This window comes from Pseudomonas sp. 6D_7.1_Bac1 (genome assembly GCF_025465945.1).
In the GTDB taxonomy this organism is placed as follows: domain Bacteria; phylum Pseudomonadota; class Gammaproteobacteria; order Pseudomonadales; family Pseudomonadaceae; genus Aquipseudomonas.
Map to the genome: position 1 here is coordinate 176,871 of NZ_JANLNW010000074.1, position 19,061 is coordinate 195,931.

Here is a 19,061-nt window from a genome sequence, read left to right on the forward strand (position 1 = left end):
GCTCCGTGGGGAGTGCGCGGCCGTGCGCGCAGAATTGCCAAGGCAGTATCCGAATCAAGCGAGCGAGAAACGCAGCTGTTTCTGATTGGCCCAAGCCTGAGAACAGGACTTATATGTACGTATACGACGAGTACGATCAGCGGATCATCGAGGACCGCGTCAAGCAGTTCCGTGATCAGACCCGACGCTATCTGGCAGGCGAACTGAGCGAAGAAGAATTCCGCCCCCTGCGCCTGCAAAATGGCCTTTACATCCAGCGCTTCGCCCCGATGCTGCGGGTTGCCGTGCCTTATGGCCAACTGACTTCGCGCCAGGCGCGAATGATGGCCAGGATCGCCCGCGACTACGACAAGGGCTACGCCCACATCAGTACCCGGCAGAACGTACAGTTCAACTGGCCGGCGCTGGAAGACATTCCGGACATCCTGGCTGAGCTTGCGACCGTGCAGATGCACGCGATCCAGACCAGCGGCAACTGCCTGCGCAACGTCACCACCGATCAGTTCGCCGGTGTCGCTGCCGACGAGTTGATCGACCCGCGTCCCTGGTGCGAAATCGTCCGTCAGTGGACGACCTTCCACCCGGAATTCGCCTACCTGCCGCGCAAGTTCAAGATCGCCATCAACGGCTCGACGTCGGACCGCGCAGCCATCGAAGTGCATGACATCGGCCTTGAGCCCGTGCACAACGCCGCAGGCGAACTGGGTTTCCGCGTGCTGGTCGGTGGCGGTCTCGGTCGTACGCCGGTCGTCGGCGCGTTCATCAATGAATTCCTGCCGTGGCAAGACCTGTTGAGCTACCTCGACGCCATCCTGCGTGTGTACAACCGCTATGGCCGTCGCGACAACAAGTACAAGGCGCGGATCAAGATTCTGGTCAAGGCCCTGACGCCTGAAGTCTTCGCGCAGAAAGTCGACGCGGAAATGGAACACCTTCGCGGTGGCCAGACCACGCTGACCGAAGCTGAAGTTCATCGCGTCTCCAAGCACTTCGTCGATCCGGACTACAAAGTCCTGAACGATCAGACGGCAGAACTGGCTGAACTCGACCAGCAACATCCAGGCTTTGCCCGCTGGCGCACCCGCAATACCCTGGCTCACAAGAAGCCGGGTTATGTGGCCGTGACCCTGTCGCTCAAGCCGACCGGCGTTGCGCCAGGCGACCTGACCGACAAGCAGCTCGATGGCGTTGCCGACCTGGCCGACCGCTACAGCTTTGGCCAGCTGCGCACCTCCCACGAGCAGAACATCATTCTGGCTGACGTCGAGCAGAACCAATTGTTCGCCCTGTGGGGTGAATTGCGCGAGCAAGGTTTCGCTACGCCGAACATCGGCCTGCTGACCGACATCATCTGCTGCCCGGGCGGCGACTTCTGCTCCCTGGCCAACGCCAAGTCGATCCCGATCGCCGAAGCCATCCAGCGTCGCTTCGACGACCTGGACTACCTGTTCGACATCGGCGAACTGGACCTGAACATCTCCGGCTGCATGAATGCCTGTGGTCACCACCACGTCGGCCACATCGGCATCCTCGGGGTGGACAAGAAAGGTGAAGAGTTCTACCAGGTCTCCCTCGGCGGCAGCGCCAGCCGTGACGCCAGTCTTGGCAAGATCCTCGGCCCGTCCTTCGCCCAGGACGACATGCCGGACGTGATCTCGAAGCTGATCGACGTGTACGTGGAACAACGTACCGAAGACGAGCGCTTCATCGACACCTATCAACGTATCGGCATCGACCTCTTCAAGGAACGCGTCTATGCAGCGAATCATTAAGAACAACGAAGTTGTCGACGAAACCTGGCACTTGATGCCCAAGGACGCGACCCTCGACGGTATTTCCAACTGCGACGACCTGATCGTGCCGCTGGCCCTGTGGCGTGATCACGCTCACGCCCTCAAGGCCCGCGATGGTGGTCTTGGCGTATGGCTGGACGCCGATGAAGAAGCCGAAGAAATCGGTGATGACGTCGCGCACTTTCAGGTCATTGCCCTGAATTTCCCGGCTTTCACCGACGGGCGCAACTACTCCAACGCCCGCCTGCTGCGTGACCGTTACGGTTACAAGGGTGAACTGCGAGCGATTGGCGATGTGCTGCGCGACCAGTTGTTCTACCTGCACCGCTGCGGTTTCGATGCTTATGCATTGCGCGCCGACAAAGACCCGTACGAAGCCCTGGAAAGCCTCAAGGACTTCTCGGTGACCTACCAGGCCGCCACCGACGAACCGCTGCCGCTGTTCCGTCGCCGTTGACCCTCATACCTTGAACCCCGCAATGGGGTTCAAGGTTGGCCATTTTTACAGCGCCTGCTCCGTGCCTATCGGAAACGGCCGCCCCATGGACACCCAGTCCCTGTGTAGCCGGGCACGATCTTCCAGCATTGTGAAAGTCGTAAACGGATTCTCGGCGTCGACCGCGGCAGTTTCGACATACTGGCTCAACCAGCCCCACAACTCGTCCGATTCATCCACTTCGCGCAATAGTTGCCACACCCTCGCTTGCAGCTCCAGGTAATTGACCTGAAAATCCGCAGTCAGGCTCAACCCATCCATTACCCGTAAAAACCGAGTGCCCGAAGGCCTTGCGGCCAACCGCTGCCAGATCAATTGCCTGGCCTGCCGCGGCCCCTCTTCACCCTCGCGCAACCACACCACTGCGCTGCCATAATCGGGGCCCGGTGCACTCAACCACAGATTGATGCCCGTGCTCTCACGATGACTGACAAGGCGCAACAGCGTGTCCTCGTCCGTAAGCGGATTCCCCCAGAGTTTTACGCGATCTCGAGCCACAGCCTGATTCAATACGGCCTGCGAGACCCGGGTGATCCGGTTGTCGCGTAAGTCCAGAGAGGTCAGGTACGGCGGGTCCATGATGCCGATCGGACACGTGGTGATCCGGGTGTTTCTCAGATTCAGCTGACGCAATTCTTTCATCCCCAGCACCACCGGTGAGACACCCAAAGGGTTGTCACTCAGATCCAGTGTTTGCAGGTTGACCAGTTCGCTCAACTGCGAGGCGCTGTTCTCCCTGAATGCCAGGAAAGTGGCTTTCAGGTTCAACGTGGTCAGATGGCTCAGTTGGGGGATCACAGGTGGCAAAACACTTTCCAGTTCCCCATCAGCGTTGGGCAGTCGCAGGTCAACACCCTCCAGACTCAAGGTTCGAAGATTTGGAAAACACTCGATAAAACCATTCAAACTCTCATGCTCGACCAGGTGCAAACCTCGCATCGACAACTCGATAACCTCGTTGAACCGAACGTTCAGTGCGGGCAATCGGTGATAGTCCTCAAACTCCAGATCCAGCTTGAACCCTGCAAACGCCTCACCTGAATAGAGGTGGTTGGCGTCCGGCGGGCGCTTTTGCCAGATAGCGATCAATTCGTCAGCGAGTTCAGCTCTGGTTTCACGCTCGTACTGCACCACGTGTTCAAGCAGACCAACGTTGTGTGCTGCGACTTGCATCGGGTTCAGCCCCTCTGCCTCTACGTCGCCCACGGCGAGAAAATCGATATCCATGTCATCGGCGTCGTGCACCGCCTGATTGATCCAGCGGGTCAAATCCGTATGGAGTTGCAGGGCCTGGAGCCTCAATCCGTCTAGGTGCGTCTGAGCACCGGCGCCCGCGCGTTGCAGCAACTCGTCGGCTTGAGCATCCGAGAAGTCAGGGTAGAGTTCCTTGACCTGCAGCCTCATTGCTTCGTGCGTCAGCGCTTCACCCTGCAGCGTCACCGGGAAACCGCCGCCACGTAATCCTCCTGCTTCAAAGGGTAGCCCCGAGTCCATCCTGTCCAGCCCCAGCATCAGCTCGGAACGTGACAATGCCCGATCGGCGAGGCTGAGCCGCAGCTCACTGGCTTGCTCCACAGACTGCAATGGCAGCGCCGAACGCTCCGCCTCGGACAAAAGACCGAGAAGCGCGTCATAAAAGTCGGTGCCCTCGCCGGACTGAACGGACGCATCGAAGCGCCGGTAGCGGTCACCTGTCTTGATCAGACGACGACAATCGGGTGCATCGAACGGACCGCAACGATCCACAACCCGACCACTGATCGAACGGTCGAGCACCTCGATTCGAAGGCCTTTCGGCCAACCGGGCAGGCGCTCAAGTGAGTGCAACGCCAGTGTGTCCGATTCAGGATTGACCCTCGTGCGAAGATAAAGGCCTTCATAGGCCCGGTTGAGCCGCACATGTTGTTGATACTGACGGGCCTTGCTGTCCAGGCGCTTGAACACATTTGCGGCTTCAACAACATCGGGCGGCACCATGAAGTCCACACCATACCTGTCGAGCATTTGCTCCACGACACTTTTGGGCAAGCCAGGGTATTGCTGTTGGAACAACCGAACCCATTCATGCTCCGAGTGCTGGAGCGCCTGGTAACGGCTATTGAACAGTTCGGCTCGCTTTGCCAGCGCGGTGTCACTGTTCGACGTGGCAAGAGCATGCTCAAGATCCTGATCGATCCTGAAACGACTGATGGTGTCGGCCAGCAACGGAGACGGTGCCCGCTGCCCCACGTGTATCAGGCGTAATACGTCATCGTCCACCGCACTGACATGAGCGATCTGGGTCAGTACCTCATCGCTGAATGCCTGGACACTGGGTCCGATCCCTCGCATCAGCGCTGCCCGATCGGCACTCGGGGCGGGAGGTGCGACATCTCGGGTCACGAACGGGCGCTCGCCAGGCGAGGGCTCCTCGGTGACCACGGACACAAGGTCCGGCTCTGACCCGGCAACGGCAACGTGTTCTTCAGTCTTGATGGCGGCACCCGCTGCGACCAGTGGCAAGGCGTTGAGCAAGCCGAATACGATGCGTGTGATACCTTCCGAGCGCTCATCAGGAGTCTTGCCATCAACCGCCTGAGCCAGCCCATAACCGGCATCAATCAGTCCGGCCAACGCCAATAAACCTTCGCCCCCCGGCACGAACAACGCCAAGGGACCAAATTTGTTGATCCATTGCACAACGGGCTCGACCACCGCACTCAAATCGTCCCGATTGACCTGGGCATCGTCACGAATGATTTCGATACTGGCCTGGGCCGCTTGCTTCATCACCAGTACCCACTGGGCGAAGGGGTCGGTTGGCGTCGAAGACACCTCGAAGTAAACGTAATCGGCAGGATCCCAGTAACCATCATCGTTGAAGAAACCATGGCCTTTCTTCAGGTGGTGTTGCCGGGGGTAAATCGCCATGCCGTCCAGCGCGGTCAACACGCCGGCGTGGAACGTACCATCCTGCCGATCATCGTCGGAAAAATGCGCTGCCAGTGCCTCTTTCCTGGCAATGTCCCTGCCCACCTCGACCACCCACCTGTGCAACGCCTTGTGATCGGAAAACTCGTGGAAGGGAGAAGAATTTCCCGGGATATAAAGCAGAATCCGCTCACTGGCTTTCTCCCGAAAGCTCCAGATATCGCTCGATACATAACGGTAAATGACCAGACGCGAGGCCTCTATGGAAGACTCGATTGTCGCCCAGGCCTGCCATTGCTCAGCCGTCAGTTGCTCCCACGCTTGCTGCGCATCGAACCCGGCAGCCCGCAGTGCCAATGTGAGTCCGTCGCGCGTCAGGCTGTTTTCCTGATGTTGCAGATATGCCGCCATGACAAACGCTGTCTTGACCGAGGTGCGCAGCGGATAGCCTTGCGGCTCAAGACAGACCTCATCGGAAGGCCAGGCAGCATGCACATAAGCGGTGTATTTGTCCTTGAACTCCAGCTCCCATACCCACTGCTTGAATTCAGCGGGCTGCAGTTTTAGCTGAGTGCTCGGACCGTAGAGCTGAGGGATGGTCTGACGGTAGATGCCCTCGTAGTCCCGGAACCCACCGTCAGGGTTGATCGACTGATCTATCTCGACGATTCGGACTTGCGGGCCCACAGCAGGAGGTGTGTACAGGCCAAATGCCGTTTCCCCGAAACGACCGGCGCCCACGGTCTGATAGTTGGACAGTAAGGCCTGTACCAGGCTTTGCGATTTTCTGACTCGACCCTGTTGCACACCCTGTTGCGCGGGGTAGCCATAGAAATCGTAATTGAGATCGACCAGTCGAGCGGCCAACGGGGCCGATCCCCAACGCTCCTCGATCAGCTTCGCGGCATATTGGCTCGGGGTTGAAGGCAATACGGTGTCCAATGCCAGGCTCGACAGTGCCTGTCTGTTCTGAGCTGGTAATTGGCCAATGGCAGGGTGGTGTTGACTCTCTAGCTCCATCATTTGCAATCCTTTGCAGTTGACTTGGGAGTTGAAAGCTTATGCGCCGCCTGCCGAAACAAAAGCAGGAAATGTCTTCAATCCGGCTGGAAAACGCGACAGTCTGAAAAGAGCTCAAATGCAGATAACAAACGCCAGCACGACGGACCTATACGGCGCCGAGCATTGCACTCGACGCCACGATAACCGGCTCGCCTTGGAGAGTTCCCTGCTCCTTACCAGAATCGTTGTTGGGTCAAGCGACTCCACCAGGTCAACAAGACGCGGTCAATCGAACCGCTGGCTGCCAGGCCGACGCGTTCTTGCAGGCTCTTGCGCTCGGCATAATGCAGGTGAAACAGCTCTGCGCCCTTGGCACGTTCGGCGAGGTATTCATCGCTGGTTTTCAGTTCATCGACCAGTCTTTTTTCCAGCGCTGCAACGCCCAACCAGACTTCACCGGTTGCCACTTCATTGATGGCCAATTGCGGGCGGTAGCGTGAGACGAAGTTCTTGAACAGTTCGTGAGTCACATCCAGGTCTTCCTGGAACTTCTCCCGGCCCTTCTCGGTGTTTTCGCCAAACACGGTCAGGGTGCGCTTGTACTCACCAGCCGTCAGGACTTCAAAGTCGATGTCGTGCTTTTTCAGCAGACGATTGACGTTAGGCAACTGCGCCACCACCCCGATCGAACCCAGAATGGCAAACGGCGCGCTGATGATCTTCTCGCCGATGCACGCCATCATGTAGCCGCCGCTGGCCGCGACCTTGTCGATGCACACGGTCAATGGCACACCGGCCTGACGAATACGCGCCAGTTGCGAAGACGCCAGACCGTAGCTGTGAACCATGCCTCCGCCGCTTTCCAGCCGCAGCACGACTTCGTCCTTGGGCGTGGCCAGGGACAAGAGTGCGGTAATTTCGTGACGCAGGCTTTCAGTCGCCGAAGCCCTGATGTCGCCGTCGAAATCCAGCACGAACACCCGGGGTTTGGATTCCGGTTTTTTCTTCTGCTTTTTCTCGGACTTGGCTTCGGATTTACGCAAGGCCTTGAGCTGATCCTTGTCGAGCAGTGTCTGCTCCAGGCGCTCACGCAGTTCCTTGTAGAAATCATTGAGTTTACTGACCTGCAACTGGCCCGCGAACTTGCGCCGGCCTTTACTGCGCAGCGCCGCAAAGCTGGCCAGGACCACCAGAATGGCGACCACCAGGGTAACGGTTTTAGCCAGAAAACTTGCGTACTCGGCAAGAAAATCCACATTGACTCCTTAACGACAGTGCGCCGCTGAACACACAGGCGCGGATACCTCCAGCATACCCATGCGACCGCGTTGCGGCCAGCCGTGAAACCTTCTGTAACGGGGCTCCAACGAGCATTTCAAACAAGCGTATGTTTTTTCATTGACAGCTCACCGGCATCCTCATAACCTCGCAAAACCTTCAGCGCACCGGGATGACGCGGACGTGGGCAGCATCTATTTGATTCGACATGGCCAGGCCTCTTTCGGTGCAGACGACTACGACGTACTGTCGCCGACCGGTATTCGTCAGGCAGAAGTGCTCGGCAGTCACCTGGCTGAACTGGGGTTGAGTTTCGACCGCTGCCTGTCGGGCGATCTGCGCCGCCAGCAACACACCGCCAACAGCGCCCTGGCGCAATTCGGCGCTGTCGGCCTGCCGGTGCCGCCCCTGGAAATCGATTCGGCTTTCAACGAGTTCGACGCCGACGCGGTAATCCGCGCACTGCTTCCCGACCTGTTGCCCGAAGAGCCTGAAGCCCTGCACATCCTGCGCAACGCTGCACAGAATCGCGGCGAATTTCAGCGAATCTTTGCCCGGATCATAGAACGCTGGCTGGCCGGTACGTACGACCCACCGGGCCTGGAAAGCTGGCTCGGCTTCGTCGAGCGGGTCCAGGCCGGCTTGCAACGGATTCTCGAACAGGCCGACAACACCCAGAAAATCGCCGTGTTCACCTCCGGCGGGACCATCACTGCCCTACTCCACCTGATTACTCAAATGCCGGCCAGACAGGCGTTTGAACTGAATTGGCAAATCGTCAACACCTCGCTCAACCAACTGAAGTTCCGTGGTCGCGAGGTGGCGCTGGCTTCCTTCAACAGTCATGCACATTTGCAACTGCTGAAGGCCCCGGAACTCATCACTTTCCGTTGAGTCCGGATCACTGTGACCCTTGTTGTAACACTTCATGAAAGGATCGAACCATGACCTCCGTAGCTGACGCCGTACAAGCAATGAAAGCCAAGTTCAACCCAGCCGCTGCTGCCGGTCTGGACCTGGTTTTCGGTTTCCGCATCGACGAAGACAAAAACTTCTCGCTGATCGTCAAAGACAGCACTTGCGAGCTGCAAGAAGGCGAAAATCCGGACGCTCAAGTGACGCTGGTCATGGACGGCGAAACCCTGGAAGGCATCGTCGACGGTTCGACCGACGGCATGCAAGCGTTCATGGGCGGCAAACTGCGCGCTGAAGGCGACATGATGCTGGCCATGAAACTGTCCGAGCTGTTCCCGAGCTAAGACGGCGGCTCCCAACCTCGGGAGCCCCTCTGGCTACACACGAATCCCGCCTTTATGGCGGGATTCGTCGTTTCTGCCGGTCGTAAATCTACCTGCCCGACGCATCGACCTCGAATTTGCCGTCTATATTCTTTGCTGGCCGTGCGAGTCACGCACCCGGCGGCTCGCTCGACCGAATACCTGCGGAGAACAGCGCCGTGAGCCCACCTGACGACCATGACGGTTTCACCCACCGCAGCATACTGCAAGGCCTTTCGGCAGGCGCCGTCGGTGCCTGGACCAGTCCTCTACTTGCGGAGAGCACCAGCATGACCAACACCCCAGCCGATCTCATTCTGTTCAACGGGCGCTTGCACACGGTGGACCGGGAGAACCCCCAGGCCAGTGCGGTCGCCATCAAGGACGGGCGGTTTATCGCCGTCGGCAATGATGCGCACGTCATGCCCCTGCGCGGCGCCAGCACGCAAGTGATCGACCTGCAAAAGCGCACGGTGATTCCTGGCCTCAACGACTCACACCTGCACCTGATTCGCGGCGGGCTGAATTACAACCTCGAATTGCGCTGGGAAGGTGTGCCGTCCCTGGTCGACGCCTTGCGCCTGCTCAAGGAACAGGCTGATCGCACACCGGCACCGCAATGGGTGCGCGTGGTCGGTGGCTGGACCGAGTTCCAGTTCGCCGAAAAACGCCTGCCGACGATTGAAGAGCTGAACAAAGCCGCGCCTGACACGCCGGTGTTCGTGCTGCACTTGTATGACCGCGCCCTGCTCAACCGCGCGGCACTGAAAGTGGTCGGCTACAACCGCAACACCCCGAACCCACCGGGTGGCGAAATCCAGCGCGATGCCAATGGCGACCCCACGGGCATGCTGATCGCCCGCCCGAACGCAATGATTCTGTACTCGACCCTGGCCAAGGGGCCGAAGCTGCCGCTGGAGTATCAGGTCAACTCGACCCGGCAGTTCATGCGCGAACTCAATCGCCTGGGCGTCACCAGCGCCATTGACGCAGGGGGTGGCTACCAGAATTACCCGGACGACTATCAAGTCATCCAGCAGTTGGCGAAGGACAAGCAGCTCAGCGTGCGCATCGCCTACAACCTGTTCACCCAAAAACCCAAGGAAGAGCTGACCGATTTCAAGAACTGGACCAGCACCTCGCACTACGGCCAGGGTGACGATTTCCTGCGGCATAACGGCGCTGGCGAAATGCTGGTGTTCTCTGCGGCTGACTTTGAAGACTTCCTCGAACCGCGTCCCGATCTATCACAGACCATGGAGCAGGAACTGGAGCCCGTGGTGCGCCATCTGGTGGAGCAGCGCTGGCCATTTCGCTTGCACGCCACCTACAACGAATCGATCACGCGGATGCTCGACGTGTTCGAAAAGGTTAACCGCGATATCCCGTTCGATGGTCTGCCGTGGTTCTTCGATCACGCCGAAACCATCACCCCGCAGAACATCGAACGGGTTCGCGCACTGGGCGGCGGCATTGCGATTCAAGACCGCATGGCCTTCCAGGGTGAGTATTTTGTCGACCGTTACGGTGCCAAGGCCGCCGAGCACACGCCGCCGATCCAGCGCATGCTCGCCGAAGGCATCCCGGTCGGTGCCGGCACTGACGCCACCCGAGTTTCCAGCTACAACCCGTGGACATCGCTCTACTGGTTGGTCAGCGGTCGCACCGTCGGCGGTCTGGCGCTGTACCCGCAAGGTCTGAGCCGTGACACGGCGCTGGAACTCTACACTCATGGCAGCGCCTGGTTCTCCTCCGAGCAAGGCACAAAGGGCCAGATCAAGGTCGGGCAACTGGCCGATCTGGTGGCGTTGTCTGCCGACTACTTCAGCGTCGACGACGAAGCGATCAAATGGATTGAATCGGTACTGACCGTGGTCGACGGCAAAGTGGTGTATGGCAGCCTCGAATTCGAAAAACTCGGCCCGCCGCGTTTGCCGGTCATGCCGGACTGGTCACCGGTGGTGAACGTGCCAGGGCACTGGAAACCCTTGGCGCCAATGACTTCCATGGTTCACCAGTGTGCCGGCGCCTGCGTGGTGCATGCCCACAGCCATGAGCGAGCCCGAATGTCGTCGGTGCCGGTCAGCGATTTCCAGGGCTTCTGGGGCGCGTTTGGCTGTTCGTGCTTTGCGTTTTGACCGATGCGTTCGACAGAGAGCCCGCCAATGGCGGGCTTCCTGTCAGCCAATCAATGATGTAAATGCTTGATCACGTAACTGACCAGATCGGTGTAGACGAAACCGGGAACCTGATTGCTCAGGCGTGGCGCATCCAGCAGCGCTAGCTGGCAATCCCAGACCATTTCCCGGCGATCACGTCGCAGGCTGACCTCGGCATTCACAATGCTGTTGTAGGCCGCGTAACAGGTACGCGAAGTCTTGTCGGGGGCTCGCTCGATCGCGACCGGGTTGTCGGCGACGGCGACCGTGGTGCCCTTATGATCGAGTACCGATTGCGGGGCCAACTGACCGATTGCATCGCATAGGCTGCGACAGACGACCTTGCGGTTTTTCAGCTCGCCGAACCCGCGCTCGTACAGAGTGATTTCAGAGCCGACCTTCTGCGCACACGCCTCTTCGAAGGCATTCAGTACCGTCTGTGCATTGCCCAGACTCGCTTCAAGCTCCGAGAGATTCAGGAAGCGCTCCAGTTGCTTGTCTTGAAGGCTCTTGAGGCCACGGGTGATCGTCGACAAATGGGTGAACTCTTTTTTACAGGCCACCACATGCACTTCAAACTGATAACCGGCTGACACGGCCATCGGTGGGAATGCCGCGAAATCTGCCGAATCCAGCGCCGACTCCATGATGATGCTGTATTTCTCGGTATAGGCTTTTTCGAAGATTTTCGCGCACACTGCTCGCACAAAAGCCTCGGTGTGTTCATACGCGTGCAACACCCCCGTGGGCCTCCATCTGCGAATACTGAGGATGTTTTTTGCGGAACTCGGGTAGATGCAGTCTGATGTAGTTCGAGTACCTGCCTGTTTTCAGTAACGACTCTTCCAGCAACCAGGTTTTCCCCGAGCCCTGGATACCCGCCACGACCAGCATTTTCGGGTTGGTGGCATTGATGACCTTGCCTTCGAACAAACTCGCGCTGATCTCTGAAAACGCCGCGTTTACCTGTTCGTCTGTGTGTGAATATTGATTGCTATCCGGCACGTTGGTTAATTCCCTTTAAGTGGATGTTCGATCTTCTTGCCTGAAGATCGAGGGTCACTTTATGCCCCGGCCATCCACTTGAGGCCCTACATAGATAACACCTGCGGGTGCACCAGAACTGCCTTGTTACTTGCTTCAAAACAAAAGGTGTAGAGCCGCGCCCGTACCCGTAGCAGCTGTCGAGCCCGCGAGGCTGCGTTCGAGGACGCAGTCCTCGCCAACCCTGCATACGCGGTTCGCCTGAACGAACGTGTTGCCTGATTTTACGACCGCTTCGCGGCCGAACGCAGCCTCGCGGGCTCGGCAGCTGCTACGGGCGTTTATGCTTGCCCACGCAACCTCCATCACAGGCTACAACGCCTTGCTGTGCCTGCGTCCAAGCAATAATCAGGGTTTCAGACTCGATTTTCGCCAATGTTCAGCAGGCCAGCTGACACCCCTCCGTGCCGATCTACAGCCACAGGCTTAATTCTTGTATACAATTTATTGGACAATATGTTGCTTTATTGAATACAGTGTCGCCCATAATAAAAACAGAGCACCCCTCACCATGAAAACGCCTCTTGTTTCACAACAACGGCCTGAGGATGAAAATCTCGGGATCGGCGCGAATGTGGCTTATGGCCTTCAGCCCGTGTTGACCCTGTACGGCGGTATCGTCGCGGTACCGCTGATCATCGGCCAGGCGGCAGGGCTTTCTGCGGCGGACATCGGTCTGCTGATCGCCGCGTCACTGTTCGCGGGGGGGCTGGCGACATTGTTGCAGACCCTCGGCTTGCCGTTTTTCGGCTGTCAGCTGCCGCTGGTGACGGGCATCGTGATCACCACGATTGCTCTGGTGACCGAGGTTTTAGAGGCACACCACTCTCATCGCCCGCCCGATGCGAAAGCGACGAATACCGTCAGTAGTGTCTAGGCCAGACTGAGCCCTGCGCACCGCCGTCACAGCGGTGCGCAGTTTGAACCTACCCCCAGACTATTTGTACAACTGCGAGTTTTCCTCGGCAAATATAAAAAAGTCCATTTAGCCGAGATGGACGACTACTCAAGGAAATAGAAGATGCAGAGCCGTAAGTTGCTTCTCCGCCAGACCTTTGCCATCAGTGCACTGTTATTGAGTGCCGCCACTTCAGTGCAAGCGGCCGATTGGAGCGACAACTCCATTAGTTACTTGTATGGCACCCGCTTCGCTGAGCCGGGTATCGATGGTCCGATAGCCAAGAATATCGTCGAGTTCACGCATGTTGATGGATACAAATACGGCAGCAACTTCCTCGACGTACAGGTACTCTTTTCCGATAAACACGATCCGGCCGACGGTGGCGACAAAGGCGCGACTGAGGTGTATGCGATATATCGCCATCAACTTTCACTCAACAAAATTTCCGGCCATGACTTCAAGTGGGGACCCGTTCGGGACTGGTCACTGTCGGGTGGCGTCGACTGGAACACCAAAAACACTGCCTTCGCGCCGGCAAAACGCATGCTCGTCATCGGCCCGACTATCAATTTCGATGTGCCGGGTTTCTGGGACTTGAGTGTGATGTACCGCTCCGAGAGCAACCACAATGGCTTGTCGTTCGCCCAGGAGCACAATGTCCGTTTCAACGACACTTACTACCTGGAAACCGCCTGGGGCATTCCATTCCAGCTCGGTTCGGTACCGCTCAAGTTCAAGGGCTTTGCCAACTTCATCCCCCCCAAGGGTAAGGACGGCTTCGGTAACGACACCGTGAGCGAGACGCTCGTGCACGCCTCCTTGCTGGTGGACGTGGGCCAGCTGACTTTCGGCAAGAAAGATACCTTCTTTGCCGGGGTGGGTTACGAATATTGGAATAACAAGTTCGGTAATAACTCTGCCTACACACCTGGCACCGAGGCCAATACGCCATTTCTGAACTTGGAATGGCATCTGTAAGCCTCCAATCAGAAGGCACACTGTCTTACACAGACAATTGCATCGCGCTTATCCACTCCATGGATAATAACCGCACCGATGCGTGGGTCTCCGCGCATCGGCCCGTTATCTGGGATGCGCCAAGTCCGCTAAACCGACCTAAGGGCAAGCGCAACACCGTCTAATCTGAGTAGAGCACGACCACAAACACGCCTCTAACCTCTTGAGACAGGGGAAATGGGATGACCGGAAAAACAGCGCGCCAATACTCGTCATGGGTCCTGCCCTCCCTGCTCGCCATCAACCTGGCGCTGACAGCAGGATGTGCAGGCAAAGCTGCCACGTCTCGCTATTCGGCCTCAAGCACAGGCTCAAGCTGCTATGCAAAAGCGCTACCCACTGTCGGCGAGGGCGGCCTGGCTTGGGGCTCCACCTTGAGCATTGCTCGCAAAAAATCCCTGGATAATTGCATACGCTATGCCGGCCAATCCGGTGGCACGCCGAATACTTGCCAAGTGGTGTTGGCGGAGTGCAAACATTAATAGAGCGACAGCAAAGCGGGCCGTTCGGTTCGCGGTCAACCACCTGACCGAACGCCAGTCGGTCATGACGAGGGCAGCGTCCACCTCGAAAACTCCCGAGCGCAGCTAGATTGCTTCAGCGCAACGTTGATCGTTACTCATGAACAACGACAACCAGCCCCTCTTCCGCACCAGGAACGTTGAAGTAGCTTGTGATCAGATCAAACTCAGCCTCCGTCGCTGCGAAATCGTGATCGCCTTCCGCGTTCCGCGCACGCAATCTGGCTCGGCAAGTCTCATCATCAACATCCAGATAATGCAGACAATGCTGCGCATGCGAACGATCTGCCAAGGTGCGCAGCCACTCGCGATCCGAGACCGTGTTTGCCGGAAAATCAAGTACCACACAAACACCTGCGGTAAGCATGCTGACGACCAGCGGCCCCAATACTTCGCGAATGCGCCGCGCGCACCGAACGTAATCGGTCACCGAATGGATCTCTTCCGGATAGAGCTTCGAAAGCCATCGGTCCTCGCTGACAAGAATCGCAGCGTGCTCGTCGGCAAGCGCTTTTGCCAGCGTCGATTTACCCGAAGCGATCTTGCCACACATCAGATGCAGTGTAGTTTCTGTCATGGGAGATATTCCTTGTAGCGAGTCACGGATGATGCCCAACGCTTGCTGCTGGGGCAACCGATGAGACAGACGAGTCCGCTATCGACTCATCGCGGTCATTAGCGACGACCACTGCATCACAAGCGACAACTCCAACTCGATCACTTGACGCAACCCGCCTGAAATCCCCCTATAGACTCCGGATATATTAAAGAATGCCAACCCCCATCAACCGTTCACTAATATTGCGAAAACTTGAATAACTATAGATTCATGTAGCGTTTCGGAATAAACCTTCAATGAACGCACCAGCACCGCGCACTTACTTATATCGTTGATTTATATTGGTAACGCGTCAGGCCGAGCGAAAATTGGCCTCTGCGGAGTTACTTCAACCGCCAGCCACGCAACCACTGTGCGTGCGGGTTGAAATTTTTCGGCGCTGCAAGAATGAGCGCAAGACAGGCTTTACTTCTGGCCAAATGGATCTATCGTAAATACGTAGTCGGCTGATTATTTTACGAAACAATAGCATTATCCATAATTTTTGTTTGGGTGGCACCTGCAAATCCAGAACATGAACCATCGCAAAGGCAAGCATATAGTAGACAACGATGCGGGATAAGTAAAAGGTGAATAGCATGAAGAAAAAAGAACAAGGGCTTGCCGCTGTCGAGCTCACACTCGTTTTACCCGTTCTTTTTCTCATCATATTTGTCATTATAGAGTTTAGCGTTGCCCTTTATGACAAGGCCATAATAACCAATGCCAGCCGAGAAGCAGCAAGAGCCGGCATAGTATTAAAGTCCCCTAAACTCACCACCGCTCAAATCCAGAGTGTTGCCAATAATTATTTGGGCTCTAATTTGATAACATTTGGATCATCCGTTACCCCGACAGTCACTCCGCTAGGGGCTGGCGGGGCGTTTGGAACGCAACTCAGCGTCCAGGTTACATACCCATACTCCACGATGGTTCTGGGCGGCATTCTCCATGTAGTCAATAACCCGATTAACCTGTCGGCGACAACAGTGATGCTAAATGAGTGACTTCAACTCAGGATGTTCACCATGTGCACAGCGATTGAAATTAAAAGCATTGCCGCACGCCCCTACAGCCCCAAAAAAATAGCGGGCCATGTTGGGGTCAAGAGAAATCAACAAGGCGCAGCGTTAATTTTGGTTGTCATTGCACTGCCCGTGCTGTTCGGCGTTACAGCATTGGCTGTGGATTTTGCTTATGCTTACGTTGTGCGTAACGAACTTCAAAACGCCGCTGATGCCTCTGCCCTTGCAGGCACGGGTTGCCTACACCCGCGCACTGAATGTGGAAACTCAACTAACAACGCGCCAGATTTCACTACAGCATCCAGTCACGCAACTACGGCGCTTGCATTAAATAAAAGCGAAAGCGCCACCATCACCAGCGGCAGTATTAATACCGGTTATTGGAATGTTACAAACACTTCGCTTGGCGTGCATGCTGTGCCGGGCGCATCAGATTTCCCAGCGGTGCAAGTGAGGATCAAGAAAGATACCGGCTTTAACGGCGGACCTGTACATACGTTTATTGCAAGCATTTTTGGGGTTAACACCGTACCCATTACTTCCACTGCTACTGCGGTAATATCAAGCCCCGGCACCGTTGTGCAGGGGCTTCTCCCCGTCGTAATGACTCAATGCATGTACACTAACTATTGGAATTCAAGCTCAAATCCGCCACAACCGATAAATGATCCCGCCACGGGAAAGCCCTATGTCATTAAAATTGGATCGTCCTATCATACCGGAGCCTGCGAAGCTGGGCAGTGGACATCATTTTCTGTTGACGCCAATGACGTTCCAACAATAAGAGGCCTTATTACTAATGGAAACCCGACAGCACTCAGCATCGGGGATAATACCTGGATTCAGCCTGGCACTAAGACCACACTTTTCAGCTCAGTCAATAGCTGCAGTGCGGCAGGGGACAAAACCTGCGAGTACGTTACTATTCCTATCGTTGGAAATATAACTACTCATGCGGCGGTTCCCATTGTGGCGTTTGCTTGTCTCCACATCGACTTGGCGAATGGGGGATCAGGTAAATACATTCAAGCTGAAATGAGTACAAAGTGCCCCCCTGTCAACTCAAGTGGCATTGGCCCAGTGTATGGCGCCATTACACCACCACGGCTTGTTCAGTAAGCTTTACCGGACACTGGTGACGCCCCCGCGTGGGAACGTTCAAAACTGATGACCGTTTTGCTGACACAAGATTGATCTCGATCAGGTAACCCTCGCCACACAGCCTCTACCCTTGCGCTTCCATCAAAGGCCACGGACGGCTCAATGGGAGCCTCCGGCCGCGCATCCTCAGGGAAGAGTCATCCATGCGGTCATTGAAGATCATTTTGTTGTCATCGGCGTTCAACGGGTTGACCCAACGCGCCTGGCTGGACCTGCGCCAATCGGGCCACGAGCCCAGCGTGGTGCTGTTCACCGACGAAGCCACCGTGTGCCGGCAGATCGAGGAATCGGCGGCCGACCTGGTGATCTGCCCGTTTCTCAAGGATCGCGTGCCGCAGCAACTCTGGAGCAACCCGGAGCGACCGGTGGTGATCATTCACCCGGGTATCGTCGGCGACCGCGGTGCCAGCGCGCTGGACTGGGCCATCACCCAGCAGGTCAGCCGCTGGGGCGTCACGGCCTTGCAGGCGGTGGAAGAAATGGACGCGGGGCCGATCTGGTCGACCTATGAGTTCAATATGCCCGCCGACGTGCGCAAGTCCGAGCTGTACAACGGCCCGGTGAGTGACGCCGCGATCCATTGCATCCGCGATGTGGTGGAGAAGTTCGCCAGCGACTTCGTCCCGACGCCACTCGATTACACGCACCCCAAGGTCATCGGGCGTTTGCAGCCGAACATGAAGCAGGCCGACCGAACCTTCAGTTGGCACGATTGCGCACGGTTCATCAAACGCAGTATCGACGCCGCCGACGGCCAGCCCGGTGTGCTGGCGAGTCTGGCCGGTGGGCAGTATTACCTGTACGACGCCCATCTGGATTCAAACAGTGGCATGCCGGGGGAAATCCTTGCCGTGCAGGACGATGCCGTACTGGTCGCGACCGGCGATCACAGCCTGTGGATCGGCTCGCTCAAGCGTAAGGCTCAGCCCGGGGAAGAGACCTTCAAGTTGCCGGCACGGCATGTCCTGGCCGGGCAGCTCGGTGCTATCCCGGTATTGGACGGCTCGATCGCCAGTCAACCCTTCAACGAGGCGGCTTACCAACCTGTTCGTTATCGGGAGTCGGGCCACGTCGGTGAGCTGACCTTCGAGTTCTACAACGGCGCCATGAGCACCGAACAGTGCCAACGGCTGGTCGCCGCCTTGCGTTGGGCCAAGGCTCGCGACACTCACGTGCTGCTGATCAAGGGCGGGCGCGGGAGCTTTTCCAATGGCGTGCACCTCAACGTCATTCAGGCAGCAAAGGTACCGGGGCTGGAAGCCTGGGCCAATATTCAGGCAATCGACTATGTCTGCCAGGAACTGCTGACGGCCCGGCAACTGGTGGTCAGCGGCCTGACCGGCAGCGCCGGAGCCGGCGGTGTGATGCTGGCGCTGGCGGCCGACATCGTGTTTGCCCGGGCCGGCGTGGTGCTCAATCCGCATTACAAAACCATGGGCTTGTATGGCTCCGAATACTGGACCTACAGCCTGCCCCGCGCAGTCGGCAGCGCAGTTGCGCACACGCTCACCGAAGAGTGCCTGCCGCTCAGTGTTTTTCAGGCGCGACAATGGGGGATGATTCAGGACATCGGCCCGCGCTGCCCACACGAGTTCGCCCAGTGGTTGCTGCAACAGGCCAGCAGCGCGTTGACCGACAAAAAATACGCCGTGTATCGCGCGCGTAAGGCAAACATGGACCTTCAACAGATTGAACGCTGCCGCAAAAACGAGTTGGCACAGATGCAGTTGGACATGGTGCACAACCGCCAACAGTTTGCCGAGAAGTGTCGCAACTTCGTGTTCAAGCGCAAAACCTGCCAGACCCCACAGCGGCTGATCGCGCCGTGGGCATTGGAGCGTGAGGCCACACTGGTCGATTGACTGACGCCAGCTGCTAC

15 protein-coding genes and 1 pseudogene are annotated in these 19,061 nt (G+C 57.3%); 11 read left to right on the forward strand and 5 right to left on the reverse strand.

Annotated elements, in window-relative coordinates; all coding sequences use genetic code 11:
- Window positions 1-113: 113 nt before the first annotated feature.
- Both NTD87_RS21835 and NTD87_RS21840 read left to right on the forward strand, forming a co-directional pair.
- Window positions 114-1,772, forward strand: a complete 1,659-nt coding sequence (locus NTD87_RS21835) for a nitrite/sulfite reductase (RefSeq protein WP_262116257.1) — start codon at window positions 114-116, stop codon at window positions 1,770-1,772.
- The gene (locus NTD87_RS21840) at window positions 1,756-2,250 is read left to right on the forward strand and encodes a DUF934 domain-containing protein (RefSeq protein ID WP_262116258.1); all 495 of its coding nucleotides are present in this window, start codon (window positions 1,756-1,758) and stop codon (window positions 2,248-2,250) included. The genes NTD87_RS21835 and NTD87_RS21840 overlap by 17 nt, the downstream gene beginning before the upstream one ends.
- A 45-nt stretch (window positions 2,251-2,295) precedes the next feature.
- Here NTD87_RS21840 and NTD87_RS21845 read toward each other — a convergent pair whose 3' ends face one another.
- Window positions 2,296-6,222 carry a dermonecrotic toxin domain-containing protein gene (locus NTD87_RS21845; RefSeq protein WP_262116259.1) on the reverse strand — a complete coding sequence of 1,309 codons (3,927 nt, stop codon included), beginning with the start codon at window positions 6,220-6,222 and terminating at the stop codon, window positions 2,296-2,298.
- A 212-nt stretch (window positions 6,223-6,434) separates the two neighbouring features.
- The gene (sohB, locus tag NTD87_RS21850; protein WP_262116260.1) at window positions 6,435-7,457 is read right to left on the reverse strand and encodes a protease SohB; all 1,023 of its coding nucleotides are present in this window, start codon (window positions 7,455-7,457) and stop codon (window positions 6,435-6,437) included.
- Between the two features lie 205 nt (window positions 7,458-7,662).
- Between sohB and NTD87_RS21855 the strand changes: the two genes are divergently transcribed.
- The 3 genes from NTD87_RS21855 (at window position 7,663) to NTD87_RS21865 (ending at window position 10,894) form a co-directional block, all read left to right on the forward strand.
- Complete coding sequence (locus NTD87_RS21855) at window positions 7,663-8,373, forward strand: histidine phosphatase family protein (RefSeq protein ID WP_262116261.1); 711 nt, start codon at window positions 7,663-7,665, stop codon at window positions 8,371-8,373.
- A gap of 50 nt (window positions 8,374-8,423) precedes the next feature.
- Window positions 8,424-8,738, forward strand: a complete 315-nt coding sequence (locus NTD87_RS21860) for an SCP2 sterol-binding domain-containing protein (RefSeq protein WP_262116262.1) — start codon at window positions 8,424-8,426, stop codon at window positions 8,736-8,738.
- 308 nt (window positions 8,739-9,046) lie between these two features.
- Window positions 9,047-10,894: an amidohydrolase gene (locus NTD87_RS21865; protein ID WP_262116376.1), complete on the forward strand. Its 1,848-nt coding sequence runs from the start codon at window positions 9,047-9,049 to the stop codon at window positions 10,892-10,894.
- Window positions 10,895-10,944: 50 nt separating this feature from the next.
- On the opposite strand, the gene NTD87_RS21870 is transcribed toward NTD87_RS21865, so the two are convergent.
- Complete coding sequence (locus tag NTD87_RS21870) at window positions 10,945-11,655, reverse strand: zeta toxin family protein (RefSeq protein WP_315975334.1); 711 nt, start codon at window positions 11,653-11,655, stop codon at window positions 10,945-10,947.
- Window positions 11,639-11,920, reverse strand: coding sequence for a zeta toxin family protein (locus tag NTD87_RS27895; protein WP_315975335.1), 282 nt, complete (start codon window positions 11,918-11,920; stop codon window positions 11,639-11,641). Before NTD87_RS27895 ends, NTD87_RS21870 begins: the two co-directional genes overlap by 17 nt.
- A gap of 550 nt (window positions 11,921-12,470) precedes the next feature.
- Between NTD87_RS27895 and NTD87_RS21875 the strand changes: the two are divergent.
- From NTD87_RS21875 to NTD87_RS21885, 3 genes and pseudogenes are all read left to right on the forward strand, one after another.
- Window positions 12,471-12,779: pseudogene (locus NTD87_RS21875) on the forward strand (solute carrier family 23 protein); the annotation flags it as partial.
- A 201-nt stretch (window positions 12,780-12,980) separates the two neighbouring features.
- Window positions 12,981-13,838 carry a hypothetical protein gene (locus NTD87_RS21880; protein WP_262116264.1) on the forward strand — a complete coding sequence of 286 codons (858 nt, stop codon included), beginning with the start codon at window positions 12,981-12,983 and terminating at the stop codon, window positions 13,836-13,838.
- Between the two features lie 221 nt (window positions 13,839-14,059).
- On the forward strand, window positions 14,060-14,359 hold the full coding sequence (locus NTD87_RS21885; RefSeq protein ID WP_262116265.1) for a hypothetical protein: 300 nt from the start codon (window positions 14,060-14,062) through the stop codon (window positions 14,357-14,359).
- Window positions 14,360-14,492: 133 nt separating this feature from the next.
- Here NTD87_RS21885 and NTD87_RS21890 read toward each other — a convergent pair whose 3' ends face one another.
- On the reverse strand, window positions 14,493-14,975 hold the full coding sequence (locus NTD87_RS21890; RefSeq protein WP_262116266.1) for an AAA family ATPase: 483 nt from the start codon (window positions 14,973-14,975) through the stop codon (window positions 14,493-14,495).
- Between the two features lie 620 nt (window positions 14,976-15,595).
- On the opposite strand from NTD87_RS21890, the gene NTD87_RS21895 reads away from it, so the two are divergent.
- From NTD87_RS21895 to NTD87_RS21905, 3 genes are all read left to right on the forward strand, one after another.
- Entirely contained in the window at window positions 15,596-16,003 is a 408-nt protein-coding gene (locus tag NTD87_RS21895; RefSeq protein ID WP_262116267.1) for a TadE/TadG family type IV pilus assembly protein, read from the forward strand.
- A 21-nt stretch (window positions 16,004-16,024) separates the two neighbouring features.
- Window positions 16,025-17,140 carry a TadE/TadG family type IV pilus assembly protein gene (locus tag NTD87_RS21900; RefSeq protein ID WP_262116268.1) on the forward strand — a complete coding sequence of 372 codons (1,116 nt, stop codon included), beginning with the start codon at window positions 16,025-16,027 and terminating at the stop codon, window positions 17,138-17,140.
- A 185-nt stretch (window positions 17,141-17,325) separates the two neighbouring features.
- Window positions 17,326-19,044, forward strand: a complete 1,719-nt coding sequence (locus NTD87_RS21905) for a hydrogenase maturation protein (RefSeq protein WP_262116269.1) — start codon at window positions 17,326-17,328, stop codon at window positions 19,042-19,044.
- Window positions 19,045-19,061 lie beyond the last annotated feature (17 nt).

Coding starts and splice junctions, on each gene's coding strand:
- NTD87_RS21865 (WP_262116376.1), top strand. CDS start 9,047: ATGACCAACACCCCAGCCGATCTCATTCTGTTCAACGGGCGCTTGCAC.
- NTD87_RS21890 (WP_262116266.1), bottom strand. CDS start 14,975: ATGACAGAAACTACACTGCATCTGATGTGTGGCAAGATCGCTTCGGGT.
- NTD87_RS21885 (WP_262116265.1), top strand. CDS start 14,060: ATGACCGGAAAAACAGCGCGCCAATACTCGTCATGGGTCCTGCCCTCC.
- NTD87_RS21895 (WP_262116267.1), top strand. CDS start 15,596: ATGAAGAAAAAAGAACAAGGGCTTGCCGCTGTCGAGCTCACACTCGTT.
- NTD87_RS21860 (WP_262116262.1), top strand. CDS start 8,424: ATGACCTCCGTAGCTGACGCCGTACAAGCAATGAAAGCCAAGTTCAAC.
- NTD87_RS21835 (WP_262116257.1), top strand. CDS start 114: ATGTACGTATACGACGAGTACGATCAGCGGATCATCGAGGACCGCGTC.
- NTD87_RS21845 (WP_262116259.1), bottom strand. CDS start 6,222: ATGATGGAGCTAGAGAGTCAACACCACCCTGCCATTGGCCAATTACCA.
- NTD87_RS21900 (WP_262116268.1), top strand. CDS start 16,025: ATGTGCACAGCGATTGAAATTAAAAGCATTGCCGCACGCCCCTACAGC.
- NTD87_RS21880 (WP_262116264.1), top strand. CDS start 12,981: ATGCAGAGCCGTAAGTTGCTTCTCCGCCAGACCTTTGCCATCAGTGCA.
- NTD87_RS21840 (WP_262116258.1), top strand. CDS start 1,756: ATGCAGCGAATCATTAAGAACAACGAAGTTGTCGACGAAACCTGGCAC.
- NTD87_RS21905 (WP_262116269.1), top strand. CDS start 17,326: ATGCGGTCATTGAAGATCATTTTGTTGTCATCGGCGTTCAACGGGTTG.